This window comes from Vagococcus silagei (assembly GCF_004795745.1).
In the GTDB taxonomy this organism is placed as follows: domain Bacteria; phylum Bacillota; class Bacilli; order Lactobacillales; family Vagococcaceae; genus Vagococcus; species Vagococcus silagei.
Genome location: NZ_SDGV01000012.1, coordinates 36,329 through 51,808, shown reverse-complemented (window position 1 = coordinate 51,808; position 15,480 = coordinate 36,329). Strand labels below are relative to the sequence as shown.

The following is a 15,480-nucleotide window of genomic DNA, read 5'->3' as shown; positions in this document are numbered from 1 at the left end:
GCCACGCTTTGTATTTTTAATGTTGGGGGTTTAGCTCAGCTGGGAGAGCACCTGCCTTACAAGCAGGGGGTCAGCGGTTCGAACCCGTTAACCCCCATTTTTTAAGACTCGTTAGCTCAGTTGGTAGAGCATCTGACTTTTAATCAGAGGGTCACTGGTTCGAGCCCAGTACGGGTCATTTTTTTAGCCGGCTTAGCTCAGTTGGTAGAGCATCTGATTTGTAATCAGAGGGTCGAGGGTTCAAGTCCTTTAGCCGGCATTTTGCGGAAGTAGTTCAGTGGTAGAACACCACCTTGCCAAGGTGGGGGTCGCGGGTTCGAACCCCGTCTTCCGCTTTAAGTTCCAGCCGGGGTGGCGGAACTGGCAGACGCACAGGACTTAAAATCCTGCGGTGAGTGATCACCGTACCGGTTCGATTCCGGTCCTCGGCATTGTTTTATATTAGCGCCCATAGCTCAACTGGATAGAGTGTCTGACTACGGATCAGAAGGTTAGGGGTTCGACTCCTCTTGGGCGCGTTTTTTTAATTGCTACGGGAAGTAGCTCAGCTTGGTAGAGCACTTGGTTTGGGACCAAGGGGTCGCAGGTTCGAATCCTGTCTTCCCGATTTTTATTTTATTTCGCGGTGTAGCTCAGCTGGCTAGAGCGTCCGGTTCATACCCGGGAGGTCGGGGGTTCGATCCCCTCCGCCGCGATAATTTTGTAACTTGGACCTTTAGCTCAGTTGGTTAGAGCTCCCGGCTCATAACCGGGCGGTCGTAGGTTCGAGTCCTACAAGGTCCATTGTTATACTAGCTATGGAGGATTACCCAAGTCCGGCTGAAGGGAACGGTCTTGAAAACCGTCAGGTGTGTAAAAGCACGCAAGGGTTCGAATCCCTTATCCTCCTTTTATTGATATCGCGGAGTGGAGCAGTCTGGTAGCTCGTCGGGCTCATAACCCGAAGGTCGTAGGTTCAAATCCTGCCTCCGCAATTAGGTTCCGTGGTGTAGGGGTTAACATGCCTGCCTGTCACGCAGGAGATCGCGGGTTCAAATCCCGTCGGGACCGTCTAAAAGAAAAATGCGGGTGTAGTTTAGTGGTAAAACCACAGCCTTCCAAGCTGTTGTCGCGAGTTCGATTCTCGTCACCCGCTTTTCTTGAAAATTAGGGCCTATAGCTCAGCTGGTTAGAGCGCACGCCTGATAAGCGTGAGGTCGATGGTTCGAGTCCATTTAGGCCCATTATCTTTTAAAGATATTTTATTTTAATAGTTCTTAACTGGCCCGTTGGTCAAGCGGTTAAGACACCGCCCTTTCACGGCGGTAACACGGGTTCGAGTCCCGTACGGGTCATTTGTTTTATTTTGGAGGATTACCCAAGTCCGGCTGAAGGGAACGGTCTTGAAAACCGTCAGGTGTGTAAAAGCACGCAAGGGTTCGAATCCCTTATCCTCCTTTTATTAATATCGCGGAGTGGAGCAGTCTGGTAGCTCGTCGGGCTCATAACCCGAAGGTCGTAGGTTCAAATCCTGCCTCCGCAATTAGGTTCCGTGGTGTAGGGGTTAACATGCCTGCCTGTCACGCAGGAGATCGCGGGTTCAAATCCCGTCGGGACCGTTATATTGGCGCAGTAGCTCAGTTGGTAGAGCAACGGATTGAAGCTCCGTGTGTCGGCAGTTCGATTCTGTCTTGCGCCATATATTTTTATGCGGGTGTAGTTTAGTGGTAAAACCACAGCCTTCCAAGCTGTTGTCGCGAGTTCGATTCTCGTCACCCGCTTTTTCTTTAAATTAGGGCCTATAGCTCAGCTGGTTAGAGCGCACGCCTGATAAGCGTGAGGTCGATGGTTCGAGTCCATTTAGGCCCATTATTTTAAGATAGGAGAAGTACTCAAGTGGCTGAAGAGGCGCCCCTGCTAAGGGTGTAGGTCGGGAAACTGGCGCGAGGGTTCAAATCCCTCCTTCTCCATAGTGTTTTAACACTAATAATATTGGCCCGTTGGTCAAGCGGTTAAGACACCGCCCTTTCACGGCGGTAACACGGGTTCGAGTCCCGTACGGGTCATAGACTTAAAATTGTAAATCAATTTTAAGTCTTTTTTTTTGCAAAAATGTATTTTAAAAGGGAGTTAGTTTTATGGAGAAACCGGTTAAATTAAAATTTTCCAATTATTTATCAATCGGAATGATGATTTTTGGTTTGTTTTTTGGTGCTGGAAATTTGATTTTCCCGATTCAAATGGGCCAAGAAGCAGGTAAAGCTGTGGGTGCTGCAAATTTAGGCTTTTTAATAACGGGAATAGGTTTACCATTTTTAGGGATTTTAGCGTTTGGTTTTTCTGGAAGTGATAGTCTAATTGATTTATCAAAAAAAGTAAGTCATCGTTTTTCATATGTATTTACAACGATATTGTTTATGATCATAGGACCATTATTTGCGTTACCTAGGCTTGCGACGACTTCTTATGAAGTTGGTATTTCAACATTTGTGCAAGCGGAATACCAAGTGCCTGCGTTATTACTTTTTACTTGTTTATTCTTTGCTGTTACCTGGTATTTATCGCTAAATCCTACGAAACTTTTGGATTATATTGGAAAATATCTAACACCCTTATTCTTAATATTATTAGCAATTTTAATGTTTCTAGCTTTTGCGATGCCGATGGGGAAAATTAGTACGGCGCCAACGCAATCAAAATATATGTTACATCCATTTTTACAGGGATTTTTAAATGGTTACAATACGTTAGATGCTCTTGCAGCACTAGCTTTTGGAACAGTTATTGTGACAAGCGTTCAAAGATTAGGCAATTTTACCAAAAAAGAAGCAGCAATTAAAATTGGATTTTCTGGTTTGATCGGTATTGTCTTGATGGGAATTATTTATACGCTGCTCTCGTATATGGGAACAATGAGTCTAGGAGAATTTCCACTAAATAAAAATGGTGGGATTACGTTATCTCAAATTTCAGTTTACTATTTGGGTAATTTTGGTTATATTATTATGTCAGTTATTGTTTTGATAGCTTGTCTTAAAACAGCGATTGGCTTAGTTTCCGCCTTTTCGCAAACATTTACAAAATTATATCCAAGAGTAAACTATAAATGGTTTTGTGTAGGGGCCACTGTTTTGGCTGGAGTTGTTTCAAATATTGGCTTGACTAGTATAATTGCTATTTCAACTCCGGTATTAATGTTTATCTATCCGCTGGCTATGCTACTTATCTTTCTTTCTTTGTTTAGTCAGTTTTTTGAAAATTTTAAAGCAGTTTATCGCTGCTCCATTTATTTAACGATGATTTCGGCCTTTTTTGAGGGATTAAATGCAATGCCAGTTTTTGTAAAACAACAACACTGGATTGCTAAATTATTGGATGGCGCAAATAAGTACTTACCCTTGTATGAATATGGTTTTAGTTGGCTCCTGTTTGCCACAATTGGTATTCTAGTGGGGATTTTGCTGTCAATCTATCAACGCAATCGAGTAAATTCGTAATAAAAAAGCTTCCATTCACTTGTATAAGTGTGTGGAAGCTTTTTTTTATAAATAGTATTTATTGAGTACTTTTAGTTCATCATCAAGTTCATAAACTAACGGTTGTCCAGTTGGAATTTCAAGTCCCATGATATCATCATCCGAAATATTTTCGATATGTTTGCATAAGGCGCGTAAAGAATTTCCGTGGGCTGCAACAAGTACAGTTTTATTATTTAATAGTGATGGAGCAATGTGATCCTGCCAAAATGGCAGTGCACGTTCTAAAGTAACTTTTAGATTTTCGCCACCTGGCACGGATTGTTTGTCTAGTAATTGATAACGACGATCATGAATTGAAGATTTTGGGTCGTCAGGACTTAATAAAGGAGGAAGAGTGTCGTAAGAACGGCGCCATAGTTGTACTTGATCAGCTCCATATTTATCAGCAGTTTCTTGCTTGTTCAGTCCTTGTAATGCTCCGTAATGACGCTCATTTAAACGCCAAGATTTTACTTCAGGAACCCAAAGTTGATTGGAACCTTCCAAAATATAATGACAAGTTTTAATTGCACGTTTTAAGTATGATGTATATGCAATGTCAAACTCGATATTTGCATCTTTAATTTTTTGACCAGCTTCTTTTGCTTCTTTAATACCAGTTTCGCTTAAATCCACGTCTTCCCAACCGGTAAAAAGATTTAATGCATTCCATTCGCTTAAACCATGTCGTACAAAAACTAATTTTTTCATCTGTACCATCCCTTTCTTGGTTAGCGTGGCACGTTGATTGTTTTGACACCCTCAGTTGAAGTGCCGATAATGACACGTGTCACCATATCTAAGAATAAACCATGCTCAACAACACCGACTTGATGGTCTAACCATACAGCTAATTCTTGAGGAGCAGAAATATCTTCTAGATATAAGTCAATAATATAATTTTTACTGTCAGTTAGCAACGGATTACCATCTTCTGTTAAACGAATTTTAGGATTTAGTTCTTTAGCTGTGAATTTTCGTAATAATTGATCGCTACCATAAGGGATAACTTCAACTGGAAGAGGGAATGCTCCTAAATGCTTAACCATTTTTGATTCGTCTACAATCCAAATGACTTCTTTGGAATAAGTAGCAACGATTTTTTCAAATAAAAGAGCTGCACCGCCACCTTTAGTTCCTTGATAATCTTCAGAAATTTCATCGGCACCATCAATTGTTAAATCAACAAAATCAACTTCATCAATACTTTTTAAAGGAATACCTAATGAAAGTGCTTGTTTTTCTGTTGCTTTTGAAGTTGTCACACCGACGATATTCAAATTTTCTTCTTTAACACGACGACCAATTTCTTCAACCATGAAGTAGGCTGTAGATCCTGTACCTAAACCGACAGTCATTCCATCTTTGACATATTTTGCAGCTTCAATACCTACCATTTGTTTTAAATTCATAGTGTTGCCTCCTATTATTGTTAAAATATCTTCTGAATTTATTGTAAGCATATCTTCTAAAAAAAGATAGCCTAAAAAAGTTAAATGATTTTTCAGAGAATGTGTTGACGAATTCAGAAAAGATATGCTATAGTAACGGAGGTGCTTTAAGACAGGTTTCTTTAATTGAGACATGCTGACTGTGCAAAGCATATATACCATGCAAGATCTCTTGCATCAATTTTTTTACTACAAAAAAGAACCACCTGGATGTGTGGCTCTAGAAAGATTTCAGGAAGGAGGAACTATCATGCCTACAATTAACCAATTAGTGCGTAAATCTCGTAAATCAAAAATGAGTAAGTCTAACTCTCCTGCTTTAGGAAAGACTTATAATAGTTTCAAAAAATCTCAAACAGATGTGAACTCTCCACAAAAACGTGGTGTATGTACACGTGTCGGAACAATGACACCTAAAAAACCTAACTCTGCGTTACGTAAATATGCCCGTGTTCGTTTATCAAACTTAATCGAAGTAACTGCATATATTCCCGGAATTGGACATAACTTACAAGAACATAGTGTTGTTTTAATCCGTGGAGGACGTGTTAAAGATTTACCAGGGGTACGTTACCACATCGTTCGTGGTGCTTTAGATACAGCTGGTGTTAACGATCGTAAACAAAGCCGTTCTAAATATGGTACTAAAAAACCTAAAAAATAATTCGATTAAAAACAAATAGATAAAAATAAAATTTTTGGAAGGAGGAGTTACACATGCCTCGAAAAGGTCCTGTTGCAAAACGTGATGTATTACCAGATCCGATTTATAATTCTAAATTAGTGACTCGTTTAATTAACCGCGTGATGATTGATGGCAAGCGTGGTGTTGCTTCAAGTATCATTTATGATGCGTTTGATATTATTAAAGAATCTACAGGGAATGATCCATTAGAAGTTTTCGAACAAGCTATGGAAAATGTTATGCCTGTTTTAGAAGTTAAAGCTCGCCGTGTTGGTGGTTCTAACTATCAAGTACCGGTTGAAGTTCGTCCTGACCGTCGTTCTACATTAGCTTTACGTTGGGTTGTTAATTATTCTCGCTTACGCGGTGAACATACAATGGAACAACGTTTAGCTAAAGAAATTATGGATGCTGCCAATAACACTGGTTCATCTGTTAAAAAACGTGAAGACGTACATAAAATGGCCGAAGCTAACCGTGCATTCGCACATTACCGTTGGTAGAATCCTCTTTTTTAGTGGTCAATCACTAGAAAAAGTATAAATAAAGAAGTAAGTAAAGAGAGGAGTAACAAAGAATGGCAAGAGAGTTTTCACTCGAAAATACTCGTAATATTGGTATCATGGCCCACGTTGACGCTGGTAAAACAACGACAACTGAACGTATCTTGTATTATACTGGTAAAATTCACAAAATTGGTGAAACGCATGAAGGTGCATCACAAATGGACTGGATGGAACAAGAACAAGAACGTGGTATTACAATCACATCTGCTGCAACTACTGCACAGTGGAAAGGTTATCGTGTAAACATTATCGATACACCAGGACACGTGGACTTCACAATCGAAGTTCAACGTTCACTACGTGTATTAGATGGTGCGGTAACAGTTTTAGACTCACAATCAGGTGTTGAACCTCAAACAGAAACTGTTTGGCGTCAAGCAACTGACTATGGTGTACCTCGTATTGTATTCTGTAACAAAATGGATAAAGTTGGCGCTGACTTCTTATATTCAGTAAAAACAATTCATGACCGTTTACAAGCGAACGCTCACCCAATTCAATTACCAATCGGTTCTGAAGAGAACTTTAAAGGTATCATTGATTTAATCACGATGAAAGCAGAAATCTATACAAATGATTTAGGAACAGATATTCAAGAAACTGAAATTCCTGAAGAATATATGGACTTAGCTGTTGAATGGCGTGAAAAATTAGTTGAAGCAGTAGCTGAAACTGATGAAGAATTAATGATGAAATATTTAGATGGTGAAGAAATTACAATCGATGAATTGAAAGCCGGTATCCGCCGCGCAACAATTAACGTTGAATTCTTCCCAGTTATGGCTGGTTCAGCATTTAAAAACAAAGGTGTTCAACTTATGCTTGACGCTGTTTTAGATTACTTACCAGCTCCAACTGATGTTGCTGCAATCAATGGTATTGATATGAAGACAGACGAAGAAGTAACTCGTCCTTCAGATGACAACGCACCATTTGCATCATTAGCATTTAAAGTTATGACTGACCCATTCGTAGGTCGTCTAACATTCTTCCGTGTTTATTCTGGTGTCTTAGAAAGTGGTTCTTACATTCTAAATGCATCTAAGAATAAAAAAGAACGTATTGGACGTATTTTACAAATGCATGCCAATACACGTAAAGAAATTGATACAGTTTATTCAGGAGATATCGCTGCTGCTGTTGGTCTTAAAGATACAACAACAGGAGATACACTTTGTGCATTAGATGCTCCAGTTATTCTTGAATCAATTGAATTCCCTGATCCAGTTATCCAAGTCGCTGTTGAACCTAAATCAAAAGCTGACCAAGATAAAATGGGTGTGGCTCTTCAAAAACTTGCTGAAGAAGATCCATCATTCCGCGTTGAAACAAACGTTGAAACTGGTGAAACAGTTATCTCTGGTATGGGTGAGCTTCACTTAGACGTTCTTGTTGACCGTATGCGTCGCGAGTTCAAAGTTGATGCTAACGTGGGTGCTCCACAAGTTTCATATCGTGAAACATTTAGAGCTCCATTAACTCAAGCAGAAGGTAAATTCGTTCGTCAATCAGGTGGTAAAGGACAATACGGTCACGTATGGGTTGAATTTACTCCTAATGAAGAAGGAAAAGGGTTTGAATTTGAAAATGCTATCGTCGGTGGTGTGGTTCCTCGTGAATACATCCCAGCGGTTGAAAAAGGTTTAGCTGACTCAATGAATAACGGTGTCTTAGCTGGTTATCCATTAGTTGATATTAAAGCGAAACTTTATGATGGTTCATACCATGATGTTGACTCGAATGAGACAGCATTCCGTGTGGCTGCATCTATGGCTCTTAAAGCTGCTGCTAAAAAAGCAAGTCCAGCTATCTTAGAACCAATGATGAAAGTTACAGTTACTGTTCCAGAAGAATATCTAGGCGATATCATGGGACACGTTACAGCTCGTCGTGGACGTGTTGAAGGTATGGAAGCTCATGGAAATTCACAAATCGTTAACGCGCTTGTGCCATTAGCTGAAATGTTTGGATACGCAACTACATTACGTTCTGCAACACAAGGTCGCGGTACATTCATGATGGTATTTGACCACTATGAAGATGTTCCAAAATCTATCCAAGAAGAAATCATTAAGAAAAATGGTGGCGAAGCTTAATTAGTTTTCACTATGAAAAGTAAGAGCTATCATGTAAAATGATGGTGTAAGGAATAGAAGCTTGCTTTTATTCCTTTCCCAATATATTATAATAATTGACTTTTAAATTTAGGAGGAATTATACAAAATGGCAAAAGAAAAATTTGATCGTTCGAAATCCCATGTAAACATTGGTACAATCGGACACGTTGACCACGGTAAAACTACATTATCTGCAGCAATCGCTACAGTTTTAGCTAAAAAAGGTTTCGGGGAAGCTCGTGACTATGCTGAAATCGATAACGCTCCAGAAGAAAAAGAACGTGGAATCACAATTAACACTTCTCATATCGAATATGAAACTGCAACTCGTCACTACGCTCACGTGGACTGCCCAGGACACGCGGACTACGTTAAAAACATGATCACTGGTGCTGCTCAAATGGACGGCGCGATTTTAGTAGTATCTGCAGCTGACGGCCCAATGCCACAAACTCGTGAACATATTCTTTTATCACGTAATGTTGGTGTACCTTACATTGTTGTTTTCTTAAACAAAATGGATATGGTTGACGACGAAGAATTATTAGAATTAGTAGAAATGGAAGTTCGTGACCTATTAACTGAATACGACTTCCCTGGCGATGATACTCCAATCGTTGCAGGTTCTGCATTAAAAGCTTTAGAAGGCGTTGAAGAATACGAAGATAAAATTATGGACTTAATGGCTGAAGTTGATGCTTACATCCCAACTCCAGAACGTGATACAGATAAACCATTCATGATGCCAGTTGAGGACGTATTCTCAATTACTGGTCGTGGTACTGTTGCTACTGGTCGTGTTGAACGTGGACAAGTTCGCGTTGGTGACGAAGTAGAAATCGTTGGTATTGCTGAAAAAATTAACAAAACAACAGTTACTGGTGTAGAAATGTTCCGTAAATTATTAGATTACGCTGAAGCTGGAGACAACATTGGTGCTTTACTACGTGGGGTTTCTCGTGAAGATATCGAACGTGGACAAGTATTAGCTGCTCCTGGAACTATTACACCACATACTAACTTCAAAGCTGAAGTTTACGTATTATCAAAAGAAGAAGGTGGACGTCATACTCCATTCTTCACTAACTACCGTCCTCAATTCTACTTCCGTACAACAGACGTTACTGGTGTTGTAGAATTACCAGAAGGAACTGAAATGGTAATGCCTGGCGATAACGTAGCTATGGAAGTTGAATTAATTCACCCAATCGCGATCGAAGACGGAACTCGTTTCTCTATTCGTGAAGGTGGACGTACTGTTGGTTCAGGCGTTGTAACTGAAATCATTAAATAATTCAAACTTTGCAATATATTAAAGCTTCATGTACTCGGACATAAGAAGTAGTTACACATTGTAACTACTTCTTTTTTTCTTATTCAGTTTGTCACCACAAACAGACTGCACTTTGAAATTTAAATTATGGGGGATTATATTTATGAAGGGGAAAATGAATATAGTTTTTTTTATCGTTGCGTTAGTATTTTCGTCAACAACAGTGATTGCTGGGAATATGTATCATCACAAAATTCAAAATACTTATGCAAAAGAAAATTTGCAACCAGTTGAACTAAAGACATTAAATAGTTCGCAGCAAACGAAAGTTGAAGCGACAGAGTCTAAGAAACAAGAAACTTCTCAAACAAGTACTGTTAAGAAAGAAAAAGCAGTATCGAATGTTTCAAAAGAAAAGCAGGATGAGATTCAAAAGAAATTAGATCTAATTATAATAGAAGGAACAGTAACTTCGGACTTTACATTAGATCAATATAAAGAAGTAAAAAATCAAGTTGATAACTTGGCAGAAGGTGCAGTGAAGACAAGCTTTTTGAAAGATATCGAGTTGATTGAAACGGCAATGACAAATATGGGGATTAATTATAATTAATTTTCATAAAAGACTTGAAAATAACGTAAAATTTTAGTATACTTCATAAGGTGCTGAATAAAAGAGTAAGTCAGTATCTCGTATGAAAATGCGAAGGCGTTGAAGCGAGAGGTTGCGACACGCCAGGGAGCATTGCCATGGAGGCGTGTTGGAGATTTTCGTGGAGCTATGTCTACTTTTAAAATAGGCGAAGGAGGGAAAAAAGATGGCTAAACAAAAAATTCGTATCCGTTTAAAAGCATATGAACACCGAGTATTAGATCAGTCAGCTGAAAAGATTGTAGAAACAGCAAAAAGAACAGGTGCTGAGGTTTCTGGACCAATTCCATTACCAACAGATCGTTCAGTTTATACAGTTATTCGTGCGACACACAAATACAAAGATTCACGTGAGCAATTCGAAATGCGAACTCACAAACGTCTAATCGACATCGTGAGCCCTACACCAAAAACAGTTGATGCTTTAATGAAGCTTGACTTACCAAGTGGTGTAAATATCGAAATTAAATTATAAAAAATAAGATCATGGAGGTGTACTCATGACTAAAGGAATCTTAGGAAAAAAAGTAGGAATGACTCAAATCTTCACTGAAAATGGTGAATTAATTCCAGTAACTGTAATCGAAGCAACTCCAAACGTTGTTTTACAAGTAAAAACAGTTGAATCTGATGGCTACGAAGCTATTCAAGTTGGATACCAAGACAAACGTGAAGTTTTATCAAACAAACCTGCTAAAGGTCATGTTGCAAAAGCAAATACTGCTCCTAAGCGCTTCATTAAAGAATTCAATAATGTTGAGCTGGGAGAATACGAAGTAGGACAAGAAATCAAGGTAGATGTATTCCAAGCTGGAGACATTGTTGATGTTACAGGTACAACTAAAGGACACGGCTTCCAAGGCGCTATTAAACGTCACGGACAATCTCGTGGACCTATGACACACGGTTCTCGTTATCACCGTGGACCTGGATCAATGGGTGCAGCATCAGATCCTTCTAGAGTATTCAAAGGTAAAAAACTTGCTGGTCGTATGGGTGGAGATCGTGTTACAATTCAAAACCTTGAGATCGTTAAAGTAGATGCAGATAAAAATGTTATTTTAGTTAAAGGTAATGTACCTGGAGCTAAAAAATCATTAATTGAAATTAAAACAGCAGTTAAGGCTGCTAAATAATTGTGGGAGAGGAGGAACTAAAGAATGACATCTGTAGCATTATTTAAACAAGATGGAACTCAAAATGGCGAAATTACTTTAAACGAAGGGATTTTCGGCATTGAACCAAATGAAAGTGTCGTATTTGACGCAATCATTATGCAACGTGCTTCTTTAAGACAAGGAACACATGCTGTTAAAAACCGTAGCGCAGTTCGCGGTGGTGGACGCAAACCATGGCGTCAAAAAGGAACTGGCCGTGCTCGTCAAGGCTCAATCCGCTCACCACAATGGCGTGGAGGTGGTATCGTCTTCGGACCAACACCACGTTCATACAGCTACAAACTTCCTAAAAAAGTACGTCGCTTAGCAATTAAATCTGTATTATCAGAAAAAGTTGCAGAAAATAAAATGGTTGTTGTTGAAGGCTTAGCATTCGACGCACCAAAAACAAAAGAATTTAAACAAGTTTTAGCTAACCTTTCTATCGATTCTAAAGTACTAGTTGTTTTAGAAGGTGGAAATGATTTTGCGGCATTATCAGGACGTAACTTACCAAACGTTTCTATTGTAGAAGCTGACAACGTAAGCGTACTTGATGTGGTTGCAGCTGATAAATTATTAGTTACTAAAACTGCTCTTACTCAGGTAGAGGAGGTGCTTGCATAATGGAATTAATCGATGTAATCAAACGCCCTGTCATTACAGAAATGTCTGTAGAAGCTATGGACGATAAAAAATACACGTTTGAAGTGGACACTAGAGCCAACAAAACATTAGTTAAGCAAGCTGTAGAAGCAATTTTCGATGTTAAAGTTGAAAAAGTAAACATCATGAACGTTAAACCTAAATTCAAAAGAATGGGTAAATATGCTGGATATACAAAAAAACGTCGTAAAGCGATTGTTAAGTTAACAGCAGATTCAAAAGAAATTCAAATTTTTGATGCAGAATAATAAAGACATCATTTAAAGTAGGAGGGAAATTTCGTGGCGATTAAAAAGTATAAACCTACCACAAATGGCCGTCGTAACATGACTGGTTTAGATTTTGCTGAGATTACTACAGCAACACCAGAAAAAACATTGTTACGCCCGTTGAGCAAAAATGCTGGCCGTAATAACCAAGGTAAAATCACTGTCCGTCACCAAGCTGGTGGACACAAACGCCAATATCGTGTGATCGATTTCAAACGTAACAAAGACAATGTTGTTGCAGTTGTTAAAACAATCGAATACGATCCAAATAGATCAGCAAATATCGCTTTAGTTCATTATACTGATGGAGTAAAAGCTTATATCTTAGCACCAAAAGGTCTAACAGTTGGTACTCAAATTAGTTCTGGTGAAAATGCAGATATTAAAGTTGGTAACGCGTTACCATTAAATAACATTCCAGTAGGTACTGTTATTCACAATATCGAATTAAAACCAGGTAAAGGCGGTCAACTAAACCGTTCTGCTGGTACAAGTGCACAAGTATTAGGTAAAGAAGGAAAATACGTATTAGTTCGTTTGAACTCAGGCGAAGTTCGTATGATCTTAGGTACTTGCCGTGCTACTATCGGTACTGTAGGTAATGAACAACATGAATTAGTTAATATTGGTAAAGCAGGCCGTAGCCGCTGGTTAGGTAAACGCCCAACTGTACGTGGTAGCGTAATGAACCCTAACGATCACCCACACGGTGGTGGTGAAGGTAAAGCACCAATCGGACGTCCATCTCCAATGAGTCCTTGGGGTAAACCAACACTTGGATACAAAACTCGTAGCAAGAAAGCTAAATCAGATAAATTTATCGTACGTCGTCGTAAATCTAAATAATCACCTGGTTAATTTAATTAACCAAGGTGAAATATCGAGAGGAGGTTCACCATGGGTCGCAGCTTAAAAAAAGGACCTTTTGTAGATGAACACTTAATGAATAAAGTGGAAGCTCAAAAAGATCAAACTAAAAAACAAGTTATCAAGACATGGTCACGACGTTCTACAATCTTTCCAAACTTTGTAGGATACACAATCGCAGTATATGACGGGAGAAAACATGTTCCTGTTTATATTCAAGAAGACATGGTAGGTCATAAATTAGGTGAATTTGCACCAACTAGAACTTACCGCGGACATGCAGCAGATGACAAAAAAACTAAACGCTAATTGAGGGGAGGAAACGAACATGTCAGAAAGAATTACTTCAGCTAAGGCAACTGCTAAAACAGTTCGCACTTCACCTCGTAAAACAAGACTTGTTGTTGACCTAATCAGAGGTAAACAAGTAGGCGAAGCAGTTTCAATCTTGAAATTCTCACCTAACAAAGCAGCAGGTATTGTTGAAAAAGTGCTTATGTCAGCAATTGCAAATGCAGAAAACAACTTTGACTTAGATGTTGAAGATTTAGTAGTTTCAGAAGTATTTGTAAACGAAGGACCAACAATGAAACGTTACCGTCCACGTGCAAAAGGTTCTGCATCACCAATCAACAAACGTACAAGTCATATTACAGTAGTAGTATCAGAAAAATAAGGAGGGATTAATCAGTGGGTCAAAAAGTAAATCCAATTGGAATGCGTGTTGGCGTTATCCGTGACTGGAACGCGAAATGGTACGCTGAAAAAGAATATGCTGATTACTTACACGAAGATTTAAGAATCCGTAAGTTTATCGCAACTAGACTAGCTGATGCTTCTGTTTCTACAGTTGAAATCGAACGTGCAGCAAATCGCGTTAATATTTCAATCCACACTGCTAAACCAGGAATGGTAATCGGTAAAGGTGGTTCTGAAGTTGAAGCATTAAGAAAAGAATTAAACAATATTACTGGTAAGAGAGTACACATCAACATCGTAGAAATCAAAAAACCAGATTTAGATGCAAAATTAGTTGGTGAAGGAATTGCACGTCAATTAGAAAACCGTGTAGCATTCCGTCGTGCTCAAAAACAAGCAATCCAACGTACAATGAGAGCTGGAGCTCAAGGTATTAAAACTTTAGTTTCAGGTCGTTTAAACGGTGCAGATATGGCTCGTTCTGAAGGTTATTCTGAAGGAACTGTTCCTTTACATACTTTAAGAGCAGACATCGACTATGCATGGGAAGAAGCAGATACAACATACGGAAAACTAGGAGTTAAAGTGTGGATTTGTCGTGGAGAAATTCTTCCTGAAAAGAAAAACACTGAGAAAGGAGGAAATTAATCATGTTAGTACCTAAACGTGTAAAACACCGTCGTGAATTTAGAGGTAAAATGCGCGGTGAAGCTAAAGGTGGTAAAGAAGTAGCATTTGGTGAATACGGCTTACAAGCTGTTGAATCTCACTGGATCACTAACCGCCAAATTGAAGCATCTCGTATTGCTATGACTCGTTACATGAAACGTGGTGGGAAAGTATGGATTAAAATCTTCCCTCACAAATCATATACATCAAAAGCTATTGGTGTTCGTATGGGTTCTGGTAAAGGGGCACCTGAAGGTTGGGTAGCACCAGTTAAACGCGGTAAAATTTTATTTGAAATCGCTGGCGTGCCAGAAGAAGTAGCTCGTGAAGCATTAAGACTTGCTTCTCACAAATTACCAATCAAAACTAAAATTGTAAAACGTGAAGAAATGGGTGGTGAATCGAATGAAGGTTAAAGACATCAGAGAGTTAACCACTGCTGAAATGATCGCTAAAGAGAAAGAGTATCGAGAAGAATTATTCAACTTACGTTTCCAATTAGCTACAGGTCAATTAGAAAACACAGCTCGAGTTTCAAAAGTTCGCAAATCGATTGCACGCATCAAAACTGTTTTGCGTGAACAAGAGACTGCTAAGTAATAGTGGAAGGAGGCCATATATAGATGACTCAAGAGAGAAATGAACGTAAAGTGTACACTGGACGTGTGGTTTCAGACAAAATGGATAAAACTATCACAGTTGTTGTAGAAACTAAAAAAACTCACAAGATTTATGGTAAAAGAGTAAAATATTCTAAGAAATATAAAGCTCATGATGAAAACAACGTTGCTAAAACGGGAGACATCGTAAAAATCATGGAAACTCGTCCATTATCTGCGACAAAACGCTTCCGTCTATTAGAAGTTGTTGAAGAAGCAGTAATTATTTAATTCGAATTTTCCAATAAAGTTA

General features: G+C 38.9%; 19 protein-coding genes and 23 tRNA genes. 40 read left to right on the top strand and 2 right to left on the bottom strand.

The features are described 5' to 3' along the window. Positions 1-24 precede the first annotated feature (24 nt). The 24 genes from ESZ54_RS05440 (at position 25) to brnQ (ending at position 3,476) form a co-directional block, all read left to right on the top strand. A tRNA-Val gene (locus ESZ54_RS05440) sits at positions 25-97 on the top strand. A gap of 8 nt (positions 98-105) precedes the next feature. Further along, a tRNA-Lys gene (locus ESZ54_RS05435) sits at positions 106-178 on the top strand. 8 nt (positions 179-186) lie between these two features. Then, positions 187-259 (top strand) — tRNA-Thr (locus tag ESZ54_RS05430). A gap of 4 nt (positions 260-263) precedes the next feature. Further along, a tRNA-Gly gene (locus tag ESZ54_RS05425) sits at positions 264-335 on the top strand. 10 nt (positions 336-345) lie between these two features. Continuing rightward, a tRNA-Leu gene (locus ESZ54_RS05420) sits at positions 346-431 on the top strand. 13 nt (positions 432-444) lie between these two features. Further along, positions 445-518 (top strand) — tRNA-Arg (locus ESZ54_RS05415). A gap of 15 nt (positions 519-533) precedes the next feature. Next, positions 534-607 (top strand) — tRNA-Pro (locus ESZ54_RS05410). A gap of 14 nt (positions 608-621) precedes the next feature. Next, a tRNA-Met gene (locus ESZ54_RS05405) sits at positions 622-695 on the top strand. 14 nt (positions 696-709) lie between these two features. Beyond that, positions 710-783: transfer RNA gene (locus ESZ54_RS05400), tRNA-Ile, on the top strand. Positions 784-799: 16 nt separating this feature from the next. Continuing rightward, positions 800-889: transfer RNA gene (locus tag ESZ54_RS05395), tRNA-Ser, on the top strand. Between the two features lie 11 nt (positions 890-900). Continuing rightward, positions 901-974: transfer RNA gene (locus ESZ54_RS05390), tRNA-Met, on the top strand. 3 nt (positions 975-977) lie between these two features. Beyond that, a tRNA-Asp gene (locus tag ESZ54_RS05385) sits at positions 978-1,050 on the top strand. A gap of 14 nt (positions 1,051-1,064) precedes the next feature. Then, positions 1,065-1,135: transfer RNA gene (locus ESZ54_RS05380), tRNA-Gly, on the top strand. Positions 1,136-1,149: 14 nt separating this feature from the next. Continuing rightward, positions 1,150-1,223 (top strand) — tRNA-Ile (locus ESZ54_RS05375). 39 nt (positions 1,224-1,262) lie between these two features. After that, positions 1,263-1,334: transfer RNA gene (locus tag ESZ54_RS05370), tRNA-Glu, on the top strand. A gap of 13 nt (positions 1,335-1,347) precedes the next feature. Beyond that, positions 1,348-1,437 (top strand) — tRNA-Ser (locus ESZ54_RS05365). 11 nt (positions 1,438-1,448) lie between these two features. After that, positions 1,449-1,522: transfer RNA gene (locus ESZ54_RS05360), tRNA-Met, on the top strand. A gap of 3 nt (positions 1,523-1,525) precedes the next feature. After that, positions 1,526-1,598, top strand: a tRNA-Asp gene (locus ESZ54_RS05355). A gap of 7 nt (positions 1,599-1,605) precedes the next feature. Continuing rightward, positions 1,606-1,678, top strand: a tRNA-Phe gene (locus ESZ54_RS05350). 11 nt (positions 1,679-1,689) lie between these two features. Further along, positions 1,690-1,760, top strand: a tRNA-Gly gene (locus ESZ54_RS05345). 14 nt (positions 1,761-1,774) lie between these two features. Next, positions 1,775-1,848, top strand: a tRNA-Ile gene (locus ESZ54_RS05340). A gap of 13 nt (positions 1,849-1,861) precedes the next feature. Next, positions 1,862-1,949 (top strand) — tRNA-Ser (locus ESZ54_RS05335). Positions 1,950-1,973: 24 nt separating this feature from the next. Continuing rightward, positions 1,974-2,045, top strand: a tRNA-Glu gene (locus ESZ54_RS05330). A gap of 72 nt (positions 2,046-2,117) precedes the next feature. Beyond that, positions 2,118-3,476: a branched-chain amino acid transport system II carrier protein gene (brnQ, locus tag ESZ54_RS05325; protein WP_136136648.1), complete on the top strand. Its 1,359-nt coding sequence runs from the start codon at positions 2,118-2,120 to the stop codon at positions 3,474-3,476. 45 nt (positions 3,477-3,521) lie between these two features. On the opposite strand, the gene gpmA is transcribed toward brnQ, so the two are convergent. Then, positions 3,522-4,208 (bottom strand): 2,3-diphosphoglycerate-dependent phosphoglycerate mutase, encoded by a 687-nt coding sequence (gpmA, locus tag ESZ54_RS05320; protein ID WP_136136647.1) that lies wholly within the window; start codon positions 4,206-4,208, stop codon positions 3,522-3,524. A gap of 20 nt (positions 4,209-4,228) precedes the next feature. After that, positions 4,229-4,909: a ribose-5-phosphate isomerase RpiA gene (rpiA, locus tag ESZ54_RS05315; protein ID WP_136136646.1), complete on the bottom strand. Its 681-nt coding sequence runs from the start codon at positions 4,907-4,909 to the stop codon at positions 4,229-4,231. A 289-nt stretch (positions 4,910-5,198) separates the two neighbouring features. Between rpiA and rpsL the strand changes: the two genes are divergently transcribed. The 16 genes from rpsL to rpsQ all read left to right on the top strand — a co-directional run bounded on the left by rpsL (position 5,199) and on the right by rpsQ (position 15,458). Beyond that, on the top strand, positions 5,199-5,612 hold the full coding sequence (gene rpsL / locus ESZ54_RS05310) for a 30S ribosomal protein S12 (protein WP_136136645.1): 414 nt from the start codon (positions 5,199-5,201) through the stop codon (positions 5,610-5,612). Positions 5,613-5,665: 53 nt separating this feature from the next. Then, positions 5,666-6,136, top strand: a complete 471-nt coding sequence (gene rpsG, locus ESZ54_RS05305; protein ID WP_136136644.1) for a 30S ribosomal protein S7 — start codon at positions 5,666-5,668, stop codon at positions 6,134-6,136. 74 nt (positions 6,137-6,210) lie between these two features. Further along, positions 6,211-8,295, top strand: a complete 2,085-nt coding sequence (gene fusA / locus ESZ54_RS05300) for an elongation factor G (RefSeq protein WP_136136643.1) — start codon at positions 6,211-6,213, stop codon at positions 8,293-8,295. 127 nt (positions 8,296-8,422) lie between these two features. Beyond that, complete coding sequence (gene tuf / locus ESZ54_RS05295) at positions 8,423-9,610, top strand: elongation factor Tu (protein WP_136136642.1); 1,188 nt, start codon at positions 8,423-8,425, stop codon at positions 9,608-9,610. A 154-nt stretch (positions 9,611-9,764) separates the two neighbouring features. Continuing rightward, the gene (locus ESZ54_RS05290) at positions 9,765-10,202 is read left to right on the top strand and encodes a hypothetical protein (protein WP_136136641.1); all 438 of its coding nucleotides are present in this window, start codon (positions 9,765-9,767) and stop codon (positions 10,200-10,202) included. A 205-nt stretch (positions 10,203-10,407) separates the two neighbouring features. Continuing rightward, positions 10,408-10,716, top strand: coding sequence for a 30S ribosomal protein S10 (rpsJ, locus tag ESZ54_RS05285; protein ID WP_071457767.1), 309 nt, complete (start codon positions 10,408-10,410; stop codon positions 10,714-10,716). Between the two features lie 25 nt (positions 10,717-10,741). Then, the gene (rplC, locus tag ESZ54_RS05280) at positions 10,742-11,377 is read left to right on the top strand and encodes a 50S ribosomal protein L3 (RefSeq protein ID WP_136136640.1); all 636 of its coding nucleotides are present in this window, start codon (positions 10,742-10,744) and stop codon (positions 11,375-11,377) included. A gap of 24 nt (positions 11,378-11,401) precedes the next feature. Continuing rightward, positions 11,402-12,025 (top strand): 50S ribosomal protein L4, encoded by a 624-nt coding sequence (rplD, locus tag ESZ54_RS05275; protein WP_136136639.1) that lies wholly within the window; start codon positions 11,402-11,404, stop codon positions 12,023-12,025. Then, positions 12,025-12,312: a 50S ribosomal protein L23 gene (gene rplW, locus ESZ54_RS05270; protein WP_136136638.1), complete on the top strand. Its 288-nt coding sequence runs from the start codon at positions 12,025-12,027 to the stop codon at positions 12,310-12,312. The genes rplD and rplW overlap by 1 nt, the downstream gene beginning before the upstream one ends. Positions 12,313-12,345: 33 nt before the next feature. Then, positions 12,346-13,179, top strand: a complete 834-nt coding sequence (gene rplB, locus ESZ54_RS05265) for a 50S ribosomal protein L2 (RefSeq protein WP_136136637.1) — start codon at positions 12,346-12,348, stop codon at positions 13,177-13,179. Between the two features lie 51 nt (positions 13,180-13,230). Then, positions 13,231-13,509 carry a 30S ribosomal protein S19 gene (gene rpsS, locus ESZ54_RS05260; RefSeq protein ID WP_136136636.1) on the top strand — a complete coding sequence of 93 codons (279 nt, stop codon included), beginning with the start codon at positions 13,231-13,233 and terminating at the stop codon, positions 13,507-13,509. Between the two features lie 19 nt (positions 13,510-13,528). After that, positions 13,529-13,876: a 50S ribosomal protein L22 gene (rplV, locus tag ESZ54_RS05255; RefSeq protein WP_136136635.1), complete on the top strand. Its 348-nt coding sequence runs from the start codon at positions 13,529-13,531 to the stop codon at positions 13,874-13,876. Between the two features lie 14 nt (positions 13,877-13,890). Then, positions 13,891-14,547: a 30S ribosomal protein S3 gene (rpsC, locus tag ESZ54_RS05250; protein WP_136136634.1), complete on the top strand. Its 657-nt coding sequence runs from the start codon at positions 13,891-13,893 to the stop codon at positions 14,545-14,547. A 2-nt stretch (positions 14,548-14,549) separates the two neighbouring features. Continuing rightward, positions 14,550-14,984 carry a 50S ribosomal protein L16 gene (gene rplP / locus ESZ54_RS05245; RefSeq protein WP_136136633.1) on the top strand — a complete coding sequence of 145 codons (435 nt, stop codon included), beginning with the start codon at positions 14,550-14,552 and terminating at the stop codon, positions 14,982-14,984. Continuing rightward, positions 14,974-15,168, top strand: a complete 195-nt coding sequence (rpmC, locus tag ESZ54_RS05240) for a 50S ribosomal protein L29 (RefSeq protein WP_136136632.1) — start codon at positions 14,974-14,976, stop codon at positions 15,166-15,168. The genes rplP and rpmC overlap by 11 nt, the downstream gene beginning before the upstream one ends. Positions 15,169-15,191: 23 nt before the next feature. After that, a complete protein-coding gene (gene rpsQ / locus ESZ54_RS05235) occupies positions 15,192-15,458 on the top strand; it encodes a 30S ribosomal protein S17 (RefSeq protein ID WP_136136631.1) in 267 nt (88 codons plus the stop codon). Positions 15,459-15,480: the final 22 nt, after the last annotated feature.